Origin of the sequence: Flavobacterium sp., from assembly GCF_039595935.1 — a bacterium.
In the GTDB taxonomy this organism is placed as follows: domain Bacteria; phylum Bacteroidota; class Bacteroidia; order Flavobacteriales; family Flavobacteriaceae; genus Flavobacterium.
The window spans coordinates 1,137,098-1,149,204 of sequence record NZ_JBCNKR010000004.1 but is presented as its reverse complement, the minus strand read 5'-3'; the positions used below and the strand labels follow the sequence as shown (position 1 = coordinate 1,149,204).

Genomic DNA, 12,107 nt, shown 5'->3' with positions numbered 1-12,107 from the left:
ATTTCTGTTGTAAAGCTTTTTAGCCACAGATTTCACAGATTAAAAAGGATTTTTATTTGCCACGAATTAATTTTTGATTTTTAAGAATAAAAAATTGTAAAAATCCGTGTAATTTTTAGCAAAAGAATCAAGACAAAGCATTTTAAAATATCTTTTTAATCTGTGAAATCTGTGGCAGAATAAATAGAAGAAACCTGAAACAAAAAGATAATCATGGAAACAACATTAACAACATTTATTCTTTGCGGAGGAAAAAGCTCCAGAATGCAGTCTGAAAAAGGCTTGGTATTGTTTCAGGATAAACCATTTATAGAACATATAATTCAGGCGATTTTGCCGATTACAGAACAAATAAAACTGGTAACAGCCTCAAAAGAATACGATTATCTTGAATATGAAAAAATACCCGATCTTATTTTAGACAAGGGCCCAATAGGAGGAATTTATACGGCACTGACACATTCTGAAACCGAATTCAATTTGATTTTAAGCTGTGATATTCCGCTTATTTCAACAGAATTATTACGAGAGCTAATTTCAAAACATACAGAAGAAGCCGGAATTACGGTTTTTGCTTCAGAAAGTAAAACACATCCGTTAATTGGAATTTATTCAAAAAAAATTCTTCCAATTGTAAAAAGCGCAATTGAAAATGATGAATTAAGAATGATGGATTTGTTGGCAAAAGTACCACATCAGATTATCAAAATAGAAGAAAGCGAGAACTTTCCTTTAACCAATATTAATTCGGCCGACGAATTAAATGACCTGAATATCAATTTAAGTTAAGGATTATGCAAAACTTAAAAACACCAAAATTAACAATTGTAGGCGCAGGTCCTGGCGACGCTGAGCTGATTACAATGAAAGCCATAAAAGCTTTAAAAAGTGCCGATGTAGTTTTGTATGACGCTTTGGTCAACGAAGAATTATTAGAATATGCATCAAATGCCGAAATTGTTTTTGTTGGAAAACGTCTAGGCTGTCACGCATACACACAAGATCAGATTAACGATTTGATTGTTTCTATGGCAAAAACTCATGGACATGTGGTTCGTTTAAAAGGCGGTGATCCGTTTGTATTTGGAAGAGGAAGTGAAGAAATTGAATTTGCAGAAGATTTCGGAATTGAAACCGCTATTGTCCCGGGAATTTCATCAGCTTTAGGGGTTCCTGCTTCGGTTGGAATCAGTTTGACACAACGAAAAGTAGCCGAAAGTTTTTGGGTAATTACCGGAACAACTTCGGCACACGAATTATCAAAAGATGTTCATCTCGCTTCAAAATCGGCAGCAACAGTTGTGATTTTAATGGGAATGCACAAACTGGATGAGATTATTTCGATTTATCAGGAAAATAGAAATGATGATTTGCCTATCGCTATCATTCAAAACGGAACGAAAAATTCTGAACAAAAAGTAATAGGAACTATAAGTACAATTACTAAATTGGTGGCTGAAAAAAACATATCATCACCGGCTATTATTGTAATTGGCGAAGTGGTTAGAAATACATCAAGCTGGATTTCTTATTTTCAGGAACATTTTGATGATGAATTCATTTTTCAAAATTTAAATTTATAAAAATGATTGAGGTTAAATATTTTGGAGCTATAGCTGAAAAAACAAAATGCGAATTCGAAAAGTTATCTTTTTCTGAAGAATTATCACTGCAAAAATTATTGCAGGATTTAGATGAAAAATACCAATTTGAATCGCTTTCATTTAGCGTGGCCGTAAATCAAAAAATAGTTTCAAAAGAAGCAGAATATGATTTGCAGACAAATGATATTGTGGCGCTATTACCACCGTTTGCCGGAGGTTAAAAATTAATTTATGAATGCATCAAACCGATATAACCGACAAATAATTCTTCCTGAAATAGGAGAAGAAGGTCAGGAGAAATTATCAAAATCAAAAGTTTTGGTAATAGGCGCTGGAGGTTTAGGAGCCGCAATTCTGCCGTATCTGGCTGCAGCTGGAGTTGGTGAAATTGGAGTTGTAGATGAAGATAATATTGAGATTTCAAATTTGCATCGTCAGGTAATTTACAGAACTTCTTCAGTTGGAAAATCAAAAGCAGAAGAAGCCAAATTGATGATTTTAGAATTGAATCCGCTAGTGAAAGTAAATGCTTTTGCTGAGAAATTATCAGGTAAAAATGCCATTTCGTTATTTGAAAATTATGATATTATTGTTGACGCAACAGATAATATTTCGATTAAATATTTGATAAACGATGCTTGTATTGTAACCAGCAAACCAATGGTTTACGGATCAATTTTCAGGTTTCAGGGACAAGTTTCGGTTTTCAATTATCAAAATGGACCAACGTACAGATGTTTGTATCCGGATGAAAACAGTAACGCATTAAATTGTGAAGATGCCGGAGTAATAGGAATTTCGGTTGGAATTATCGGAATGTTTCAGGCAAATGAAGTCCTAAAAATGATTCTCGGAATTGGAGAGGTTTTAAATGGTAAAATATTAGTTTATAACATTCTGAATAACGAACAGCAAAAGTATGATTTTGATAAAAGTGATTTTCACATAATAAGCAGAGAATCATTCGAAGAAAAATATAATAAATGCAAAGTTGAAGAAGTGAGTTTTGAATCGGTTTTGGATGAAATAAACAATAATGAAATTCTTTTTATAGATGTTCGAAATCAAGATGAATCACCAAAAATCAGTTTAAAAAATCAAATTCAGATTCCGTTGATGAATTTGGAAAAGGAAATTGAAAAACTAAATAGGAACCAAGTAATTTATATTTTCTGTCAATCTGGAATTCGAAGCAAAATTGCAGCAGAGTTACTTCATAAACATCAATTTAAAAATATAAAAAGTGTTGCTGGCGGTGCTTTGGCAATGAAGCAATTATTAAAAGAAGAAATAAAAATATAACTACAGATTTAACATACAGTTTGTCATTTCGACGGAGGAGAAATCTCCGCAAGTAACTCCGCTTAGTAATTCGCCAATCTTTGTCGAGCTACTCGCGCAGATTTCTCCTCCGTCGAAATGACAATATTGAGACTAAATTTACTATTGATTTTAATTCGCGAAAATTAGTGTAATTAGTGGCAAAAGAAAATCCTTTTAATCTGTGTAATCTGTGGCAAAAAAACATAAAAATGAGTAAAAATGTATTTGTAGAAGGACCAATTTCTCCTGAATTTATCGCCGAATCGATTGCCAAACATCAATCAAAACACACAATTGGAGCGCATAATATTTTTCTGGGACAAGTTCGTGCCGATGTGATTCACGATAATACAGTCGTGGCAATTGATTATTCGGCTTATACGGATATGGCAAATGAAGCTTTGTATACGATTAGAGAAAAAGCTTTCGCCAAATTCGATTTGACCTGCATGCATATTTATCACAGTTTGGGTGTCGTAAAAGCAGGCGAAATCTGTTTGTTTGTCTTTGTATCGGCAACGCGTCGCAAACAAGTTTATGAAGCGACAGAAGCAATCGTAAACTGGATTAAAACTGACGTTCCGATTTTTGGCAAAGAAATGTTTGAGAACGATACATTCACCTGGAAACAAAATACCTAAGAAAATATAATGGTAGATATTACGCATAAAATAAGCACTTTAAGAAAAGCAACAGCAACTGCAATTGTAAAAGTCAGCAGACAAGAAACAATTGACGCCGTGGTAAATAATTTAGTGCCAAAAGGAAATGTGCTCGAAATGGCAAAAACGGCTGGATTATTTGCGGTAAAAAATACACATTTATCGATTCCAGATTGTCACCCGCTTCCAATTGAATATACTTCTGTTGAATTCAATATTGAAGGATTAGAAATTCATATTATTTTCAATGTAAAAACTGTTTACAAAACCGGAGTTGAGGTTGAAGCCATGCACGGCGCATCGATTGTAGCGCTTACGATGTATGATATGCTAAAACCAATTGATAAAGAAATTGAGATTTCAACCATCAAATTAATTAATAAAGAAGGTGGGAAATCTTCTTTCAAAAATAAATTTCCGAATGCTATAAAAGCGGCAGTTTTCGTTTGTTCTGATTCTATTTTTGCGGGTGACAAAGAAGATCGTTCAGGAAAAACAATTGTAGAAAAATTAGAGTCTTACGGAGTTGAAACTGCTCATTACGAAATCATTCCGGACGAATTAGATATTATTCAGGAAAAAACAAAAGCTTTCGCTAAAGAAAATCAACTGGTAATTTTTACAGGCGGAACAGGTTTGTCTCCACGAGATGTAACACCAGAAGCTTTGTCGCCAATTTTAGAAAGCAGAATTCCGGGAATCGAAGAAGCTATTCGAAATTATGGTCAGCAGAGAATGCCGTATGCAATGTTATCCAGAAGCGTTGCAGGAACTTTGGGTAAAAGTTTAGTTTTAGCTTTGCCGGGTTCAACAAACGGAGTAAGAGAATCTATGGATGCTGTTTTTCCGCATGTAATGCACGTTTTTCATATTTTAAAAGGAAAAAATCATGACAGCCTTTAGCACTATTTTAACGGATGGTTTTGGGCGCAAACATAATTATCTGCGCATTTCGCTGCTGGAAAAATGCAACCTGCGTTGTACGTACTGCATGCCAGCCGACGGAATTGCGCTTTCTCCGAAAGCCAGTTTAATGACTGCCGATGAGATTTTTGCAATTGCTCAGACTTTCGTACAAAATGGTGTTGACAAAATTAGGTTAACAGGTGGAGAACCTTTATTAAGAAAGGATTTTCCAGAAATTATTGCCAAATTATCGGCTTTAAATAGTTCACTTTCGTTAACCACAAACGGAATTTTAATTGACCGTCATATCGAAACTTTAAAGCAGTTTAAAGTAAAAAAATCAATTTGAGTTTAGATACTTTGGTTTCGTCAAAATTTGCCTCTATAACGCTTCGAAATCAGTTTGAAAAAGTAGTTGACAATTTGCATTTGCTCTTGAATCATGATTTTCAGGTAAAAGTAAATGTGGTTTTGATAAAAGGTTTTAATGATAACGAAATTGTCGATTTTGTCAAACTAACACAGTTTCTTCCAATTTCAGTTCGTTTTATTGAGTTTATGCCTTTTGCCGGAAACGAGTGGGATAGAAGTAAAATGGTTTCCCAAAAAGAAATTTTATCATTAGTTGAAACACAATTTTCATCAGAAGAAATCCAAAAACTGGAAGACGAAAAAAACTTTACTTCGAGAAATTATAAAATAAAAGATTTTCAGGGTGATTTCGGCATTATAAGTTCCATCACAAATCCATTTTGTGATAGCTGCAACAGAATCCGCTTAACGGCCGACGGAAAAATTAAAAACTGCCTTTTTTCCAATTCTGAAACGGATCTTTTAACGTCTTTTAGAAATGGTGAATCCATCACAAATTTAATTGCTGACTCTATCCAGAATAAAAAGAAAGTCCGCGCCGGGATGGTTACAATTAACGAAATGAACGATCCGGCAAAACATTTTGATAACCGAAGTATGATTGCAATTGGAGGGTAGAAATTGATTGTTGATTGTGAATAGCCCTTCGACTTCGCTCAGGGTGACATGACGTTTTTTAGGCTGACCAGACTTGAATTCTTAACCGCATAGTTTTGTCATTCTGAGGAACGAAGAATCTCCGCAAGTAACTCCACACAGTGATTACCAATTTTTGTCGAGCTCCTTACGAAGATTCTTCGTTCCTCAGAATGACAAATTGAATGGGGCAATTTATAAATATAAAAAAAGGCTCAACTCATATAGTCAAACCTTTTTCAAATTATTTTTTCTTTTTAGCTTTTGCCTTTTTTTGTGATTTAGCTTTCTTTTTAGCAATTTTTTTCGCTTTCACTTTATCCTTTGCTTTTTTCGCTTTTTCTTTTTTCTTAGCCTTAGCTTTTTGTTTTGCCTTTTTAGCTTTTTCTTTCTTTTTGGCTTTTTTAGCTTTAGCTTTTTTCTTTGCGGCTTTCTTTTTCGCTTTTTTCTTTTCTTTCTCTTCTTTTGAAATTTCTTCGACAGCGATTACCGGTTTTGTGGTTTCTTCTTTTACCTGTGAAACTGTTGCAGCAGATTTATCTTCAGGTTTAACAGCTGGTGTCAATACTTTTTTTGCAAGAGTTCTTCTTGCAGCTGGTTTAGGAGTTGTAGCAGCAACAGCTTTTACAGCTGGTCTGGCAGGAGTTTTTACTGTAGATGTTGTAGCAGCTTTAGTAACAGAAGCAGCCGGAGCTTTAGTCGCAGCAGGTTTCGCTGGTGCAGCTTTACGAACTGGTGCTTTTTTTACTGGTGCAGTTTCTGTTTTTGCAGGTTCGGCAGTGGGTTGAACAGTTTCTGTAACTGGTGTTTCAATTTTTTCGGGAGTTGTTTCGTCAGTCTTGTTTTCCATATTATTATGTGCTTTTAATGAGGATGATTATCAACAATGTAACTAAATTGTTAACTTATAGTTAAGTAAAGATAATTATAAAACAAGTCTTGCAATGTTAAGTTTTTCTTTAAAAATAGATGTTAAGTTGTTGAAAGTTAAATGTTTGAATTTTAGGGTAAAATAAAAAATGAAAATTTCTTAACAATTCTACATGAAAAAAAGGGAATTGATTGTGAATTATGAGTTATGAGTTATGAATTGTTAATTGTTAATTGTTAATTGTTAATTGTTAATTGTTAATTGTTAATTGTTAATTGTTAATTGTTAATTGTTAATTGTTAATTGTGAAGCTACTAACTCATAATTCATAACTCATAACTAAATAATAGGCTGATTTAATTTACAGGAATTTCCAGAATTTTAAAATTGCTTTTTGGAGCTTCACATAACGGACAGCAGTAATTGTCGCCTAAATCAGTAAAAAGAATGCCTTTTGGAATTCCCTGACTTTCATCTCCATATTCTGATTTATAAAGTGTTAGACATTCCTGACATTGGTAAATATCTAACTGAGGTTTTTCTTTTTTCTGTTTATTTTCTGTAGTTTCTGAAGTTGAATTTCCAAGTTCATCGAAATATTTTCGGCTTAATTCAATTAAAATTGTTGGCAGTTCAAGCTTGTCAATATCTTGCGAATGCACAATGTACTCGCGTGTGTTTGGATCGAAATTTTTCGCAAATAGCACATTATAAGTATCACGGATTTTGATTGATTCCAGATCTTTTGGAAGTTCATTTTTTTCGATTACAATCGAAGTAAAATAATGTCCGTCGCGATTGTACTCGGATATTCCGAAATTTAGTCCGTACGTACTAATGTCGAATTGATCGAGTGTGCGAACCAAAAATGTTTTTAAATTCAACGCCCATTCCATTGCAACAGGTAAGTGCCAGTTGAGTTCTAAAAGGGAATGTCGAACGTTGATTCCTCTTTTGCCAAGAAATTTTTCCCATTCGAGTTTTCTGTCTTTCGGAATTCCTTTTATAATGAAAGATTTCCAAGGGGTGATTGAGATTTTTCCAATTTTGCATTCAAAACACAAATCACACATTTCTTTCAGGAAATCTAAATCGTAAAGATTATTTCGCCAATACAATCCCAGCCAGTATTGATCGATTCCCATTCTGTTCATTCCCTCATAATACGGAAAAGGATAAAACGGAATATTTAATGGTTTATTGATTGTTCGGTTATTGGTATCCAGAGCTTCACTAACGAGAGCAAAAAGGACTTCAATATCGATTAATTCTTCCTGGGATATTTTTTCGATTTCATAATAAATTTTAGCGAGATCCCAGCTGTAGATTAAAACGGGATAAACTTCCATTTTTTCCCATTTTGGTAAACGAATATATAAATACCAATAATCTTCATGTTCTGAAGCAATAAAATTCAAATGTCCGGTAAATAAAGGAACCAATTGCTGTTTCGGATCAGTTATATTGACTTTTAGTTTAGGCTGTTCTTTAAATTCTTCTAAAATATATAAAAACCGATTTCCGGTTAACCAATTGGTATTTCTGAAAATATCGGTTGAGACATATGATGAAACAATATTATTACCGCTTTTCTGATCAGGATAAACAAAATGATGTTTGCCTAAAGTGGTTTTATCCAAAGATTTAAAACCTTTAGGAAAAATAATATCCTGTCTGGAACCAAAAGAAATGGAATCCAAACCTTCTTCTAAAGCGATATTTACAACCTCTCTAAGTTCTCCCGGCGAAATAACGCCTCCTTTTACTATTAATCTTGTTAACTCCATTTTGTTTTTCTTTGTTTCAGGTTTCATGTTGCTTTACTTTGAACAATTTTATCGCAAAGTTCGCAAAGGGTTTTCGCAAAGTTTCGCAAAGGTTTTCTTTGCGTAAAGTTATTTTCTCACGAAAAAGTTCACAGAGCTATGCGTTAAATCTTTACTGAATGCTTTGTGGACTTTGGCAACTTAAAAAAATAAATTAAAAATTCTTTGCGAAACTTTGCGAAAAACCTTTGCGAACTTTGCGGTTAAATCGACACAATTCAACAAAAAACTACTTACATTTCGCGAGTATCTCCTTAACCTCTGTTTTACAGCTTCCGCAGCCTAAACCTGCGCCTGTGTTTTTACATAATTCGGTAAAATCATTTACACCGCTTTTAATAGTTTCTTCAATGTTTCCGGCTCCAACCTGACTGCAGGAACAGACTAATTTTCCTAAAACTGGTTTTGCATTCGAGCTTCCTCTTAAAAGCGTATTTCGTTTATCTGACAATTCGATTTTGCTTTCGATCATGGTTTTGAATTCGGCAAACTCGTTTTTATCGCCCATTAAAATCGCACCGACCAAAAGATCATCTTTAACAATACATTTTTTGTAATAACGTTTTTTGAGATCGGTAAAAACAATTTCTTCATACGAATCGTCATTTTCAGGCGTTTCAATATCGCCAATACTGCAAAGATTAATGTCTTCTAATTTTAGAATATTCATTAAAATCGAACCTTTGTAATAACTGCTGATATCACCTGCTAAAAAGTTGGCCAGAATATCAGCCTGTTCTTCAGCAGCAGAAGTGATTCCGAAAAGTTTATTGTTAAATTCGGCTATTTCGCCAATTGCAAAAATATCAGGATTAGAGGTTTGCAAATATTGATTGACTTTTACGCCGCGTCCGCACACCAAACCGCTTTCTCTGGCAATTTCAATATTCGGAATCGTTCCAATTGTATACACAATCGCATTTGCTGTTAAGATTTTACCGCTTTTTAGCGCAATTTCGATTTCGTTTGGATTATCGGTTTCAAAAACGGTACTGACTTCATTATCAAAATAAATCTGAATATCACGAAGCTGAACTTCTTCCGCTAATAATTTACTTGAAATTCGATCGAGCTGACGTTCCATCAAACGAGAAGCCCTTTGAACTATAGTCGTTTTTACTTTTTTGTGTTTTAAAGCAGCGGCTAATTCCAAACCTAATAACCCGCCACCAATAATCACAACGTGCTGTTCTTCAGGCGGAAGATTAGTGCTGTCAAGATGTTTTTTTAAACGATCAGCATCTTCTTTTCTTCTAACGGTAAATCGGCCGGGAAGATGCAGCTGTGCATTTTCGGGAATAAACGGACGGCTTCCTGTAGCCAGAATCAATGAATCGAAAGTATAGGTTTCGCCCAAACTGTCTTTTATAATTTTGTTTTGAGTGTCTATTTTATCAATAGAAACTCCCGCTTTCATGGTTATTTTTAACTTGTTGAAAGTTTCACCATCTTTAACTTTTAAAAGTTGTTCCCAGCTGAATTCTCCCGTCATATATTCGGGAAGTAAAACACGATTGTAAAACGGATTTATTTCATTTGAAAAAACAATAATTTCGTCAGTAGTATTGAATTCACGATAGTTTTGAATGAATCGGAAGGAAGCTGCGCCAGCTCCGACAATTGCAATTTTCTGAAATGGTTTTACATATTTTTTTATTGAAACTGTGGTAAACTTAAAATCAGGTTCTTTTGAAATCGGATCGACAACGGTATTTGTTAAATTGTTCGTTCGGTTTAAATCATTTTCGAGTTGTTTTCCCCAATGCATTGGCAGGAAAACCACTTTTTCTTTAATAGAATCGGTGACTTTTGCTTTTACTCTGACCTCACCATTTTTACTGGAAACGGTTACAATATTTCCGTTTTTAATATCATTTTTAAAAGCATCAATTGGATTTATTTCCAAAACCGGACTCGGAATATGCGTCAATAATCGAGATACTTTTCCCGTCTTAGTCATCGTATGCCATTGGTCGCGGATTCTTCCAGTTGTTAAAATAAAAGGGAATTCGGTATCTGGCTGAACAGATGTGTTTTCTATTGAAACGGGAAGATTAAAAATCGCTTTTTGCGAAGGCGTATAGAATTTTTTATCCGTAAAAAGTCTTGGCGTTCCGGGATGATTATAATCGGGAACAGGCCATTGAAAAGTACCTTCGGTTTTTAAACGATTATAGTTTAAAAATGAAATGTCAATATTCGTGTTTTTAGTAAGGGCACAATGCTCTTTGTAGATTTCTTCGGCATTATTAAAATTGAAACCGTTGAAATTCATTTTTTTAGCAAAACGAATTAAGATTTCAATATCTGGAAGTGCTTCTCCGGGCGCATTAATTCCTTTTGGCAGATATGAAATACGACGTTCAGAATTGGTCATTGTTCCTTCTTTTTCCAGCCAGCCTGCAGCAGGTAAAAGTAAATCGGCAAATTTTGCAGTATCCGCATTATGCGAAATATCCTGAACAACCACGAATTTAGCTTTTTGAAGTGCTTTTTCGATTCTTCTCGAATCTGGTAAACTTACTAATGGATTGGTACAGATAATCCAAACGGCTTTCATTTTTCCCGATTCCAGTGCTTCAAACATTTCGGTTGCGGTTAAACCCGGTTTATCTGAGATTTCATCAACACCCCAAAAATCAGCAACTTCTTTTCGATGCGTTGGATTTGCAATGTCTTTATGCGCAGCCAAAAGCGTTGCCATTCCGCCTACTTCACGTCCGCCCATTGCGTTGGGTTGTCCCGTTAAAGAAAAAGGGCCAGAACCTGGTTTTCCTATTTGCCCCGTTAATAATGATAAATTTAACAATGCGGTGTTTTTATCAACTCCAACGGCACTTTGGTTTAATCCCATTGCCCAAAGCGAAATAAATCCTTTGGCTTTGCCAATAAGATCTGCAGCAAGTTTTATATCGTTTACCGAAATGCCGCAAAGTTTAGAAGCTTTTTCAAGTGAAGTGCCTAAAACTAAATCTTTATATTGTTTGAAATTTTCTGCGTGATTTTTTACAAAATCATGATCTACGTAGCCTTTTTCAATAATACGTTTGGCAATAGCGTGATATAAAATAATATCTGAACCCGGAATAATCTGCAAATGCAAATCGGCGAAAGCGGCAGTATCAGTTCGTCTGGGATCGATAACAATGATTTTTGTTTTCGGATTTTTCTCTTTGTGTTTTTCTAAACGTCTAAATAGAATAGGGTGGCACCAAGCTGGATTTGCGCCTGTGATTAAAAACGTATCGGCCAATTCAATATCATCATAAGCAATTGGAACCGAATCTTCTCCAAAAGTTTTTTTATAACCTACAACAGCAGAACTCATGCAAAGTCGGGAATTGGTGTCGATATTATTGGTTTTTAAAAAACCTTTTACGAGTTTGTTTACCAGATAATATTCCTCGGTTAAACATTGTCCTGAAATATAAAATCCAACACTGTCCGGTCCATGTTTTTTTATTATAGAAGAAAAAACAGCCGCCGCGCGGTCCAGAGCAGTGTCCCAGCTTACACGCTCAAGCGGATACGATTTACTGCCGCGCATTTCCGGATATAAAATTCGGTCAGAAGTATCGTTGACTACGTAATGCAGATTCATTCCTTTAGAACATAACATTCCTTTATTTACCGGATGATCTTTGTCTCCTTCTACCATCACACCGTTTTTGGCATCATTGGTTACAATTATACCACAGCCAACGCCGCAATACGAACAGGTAGTTTTGATTTTGGTATTTTGCATTAGAGTACTTTTTTAGATACTAATTCTGAAATCTATTTTAGTTGTAAATAAATCACGTATACAAAAATAAGTATTTTTACGTATAAATACTTATTTTTTTGAATTTATTTTTTTATTTTTGATGTAATAAAATGAGCAATAAGAAATTAGTTTTTAAAATTA

9 protein-coding genes and 1 pseudogene are annotated in these 12,107 nt (G+C 34.4%); 7 read left to right on the top strand and 3 right to left on the bottom strand.

The window, feature by feature from the left end; all coding sequences use genetic code 11:
• The first annotated feature begins 213 nt into the window (after positions 1 to 213).
• The 7 genes and pseudogenes from ABDW27_RS04980 to moaA all read left to right on the top strand — a co-directional run bounded on the left by ABDW27_RS04980 (position 214) and on the right by moaA (position 5,485).
• On the top strand, positions 214 to 789 hold the full coding sequence (locus ABDW27_RS04980) for a molybdenum cofactor guanylyltransferase (protein WP_343694854.1): 576 nt from the start codon (positions 214 to 216) through the stop codon (positions 787 to 789).
• 5 nt (positions 790 to 794) lie between these two features.
• Complete coding sequence (cobA, locus tag ABDW27_RS04975) at positions 795 to 1,583, top strand: uroporphyrinogen-III C-methyltransferase (RefSeq protein ID WP_343694853.1); 789 nt, start codon at positions 795 to 797, stop codon at positions 1,581 to 1,583.
• 2 nt (positions 1,584 to 1,585) lie between these two features.
• On the top strand, positions 1,586 to 1,825 hold the full coding sequence (locus tag ABDW27_RS04970; protein ID WP_343694852.1) for a MoaD/ThiS family protein: 240 nt from the start codon (positions 1,586 to 1,588) through the stop codon (positions 1,823 to 1,825).
• A gap of 10 nt (positions 1,826 to 1,835) precedes the next feature.
• Positions 1,836 to 2,906 carry a HesA/MoeB/ThiF family protein gene (locus ABDW27_RS04965; protein ID WP_343694851.1) on the top strand — a complete coding sequence of 357 codons (1,071 nt, stop codon included), beginning with the start codon at positions 1,836 to 1,838 and terminating at the stop codon, positions 2,904 to 2,906.
• Positions 2,907 to 3,136: 230 nt separating this feature from the next.
• Complete coding sequence (locus ABDW27_RS04960) at positions 3,137 to 3,568, top strand: molybdenum cofactor biosynthesis protein MoaE (RefSeq protein ID WP_144219007.1); 432 nt, start codon at positions 3,137 to 3,139, stop codon at positions 3,566 to 3,568.
• A 9-nt stretch (positions 3,569 to 3,577) separates the two neighbouring features.
• Positions 3,578 to 4,492 (top strand): bifunctional molybdenum cofactor biosynthesis protein MoaC/MoaB, encoded by a 915-nt coding sequence (gene moaCB / locus ABDW27_RS04955; RefSeq protein ID WP_343694850.1) that lies wholly within the window; start codon positions 3,578 to 3,580, stop codon positions 4,490 to 4,492.
• Positions 4,479 to 5,485 (top strand): annotated as a pseudogene (moaA, locus tag ABDW27_RS04950) (GTP 3',8-cyclase MoaA). The gene moaCB and the pseudogene moaA overlap by 14 nt, the downstream one beginning before the upstream one ends.
• 262 nt (positions 5,486 to 5,747) lie before the next feature.
• Here moaA and ABDW27_RS04945 read toward each other — a convergent pair.
• From ABDW27_RS04945 to ABDW27_RS04935, 3 genes are all read right to left on the bottom strand, one after another.
• Positions 5,748 to 6,353 carry a hypothetical protein gene (locus ABDW27_RS04945; protein ID WP_343694849.1) on the bottom strand — a complete coding sequence of 202 codons (606 nt, stop codon included), beginning with the start codon at positions 6,351 to 6,353 and terminating at the stop codon, positions 5,748 to 5,750.
• A 377-nt stretch (positions 6,354 to 6,730) separates the two neighbouring features.
• Positions 6,731 to 8,161 (bottom strand): rubredoxin, encoded by a 1,431-nt coding sequence (locus tag ABDW27_RS04940; protein ID WP_343695274.1) that lies wholly within the window; start codon positions 8,159 to 8,161, stop codon positions 6,731 to 6,733.
• Between the two features lie 268 nt (positions 8,162 to 8,429).
• On the bottom strand, positions 8,430 to 11,945 hold the full coding sequence (locus ABDW27_RS04935) for a molybdopterin-dependent oxidoreductase (RefSeq protein ID WP_343694848.1): 3,516 nt from the start codon (positions 11,943 to 11,945) through the stop codon (positions 8,430 to 8,432).
• Positions 11,946 to 12,107: the final 162 nt, after the last annotated feature.

What these genes read in the sequence shown, in the direction of transcription:
- ABDW27_RS04945 (WP_343694849.1), bottom strand. Translation starts at nt 6,353, where the DNA reads ATGGAAAACAAGACTGACGAAACAACTCCCGAAAAAATTGAAACACCA.
- cobA (WP_343694853.1), top strand. Translation starts at nt 795, where the DNA reads ATGCAAAACTTAAAAACACCAAAATTAACAATTGTAGGCGCAGGTCCT.
- ABDW27_RS04970 (WP_343694852.1), top strand. Translation starts at nt 1,586, where the DNA reads ATGATTGAGGTTAAATATTTTGGAGCTATAGCTGAAAAAACAAAATGC.
- ABDW27_RS04960 (WP_144219007.1), top strand. Translation starts at nt 3,137, where the DNA reads ATGAGTAAAAATGTATTTGTAGAAGGACCAATTTCTCCTGAATTTATC.
- ABDW27_RS04980 (WP_343694854.1), top strand. Translation starts at nt 214, where the DNA reads ATGGAAACAACATTAACAACATTTATTCTTTGCGGAGGAAAAAGCTCC.
- ABDW27_RS04935 (WP_343694848.1), bottom strand. Translation starts at nt 11,945, where the DNA reads ATGCAAAATACCAAAATCAAAACTACCTGTTCGTATTGCGGCGTTGGC.
- ABDW27_RS04965 (WP_343694851.1), top strand. Translation starts at nt 1,836, where the DNA reads ATGAATGCATCAAACCGATATAACCGACAAATAATTCTTCCTGAAATA.
- moaCB (WP_343694850.1), top strand. Translation starts at nt 3,578, where the DNA reads ATGGTAGATATTACGCATAAAATAAGCACTTTAAGAAAAGCAACAGCA.
- ABDW27_RS04940 (WP_343695274.1), bottom strand. Translation starts at nt 8,161, where the DNA reads ATGGAGTTAACAAGATTAATAGTAAAAGGAGGCGTTATTTCGCCGGGA.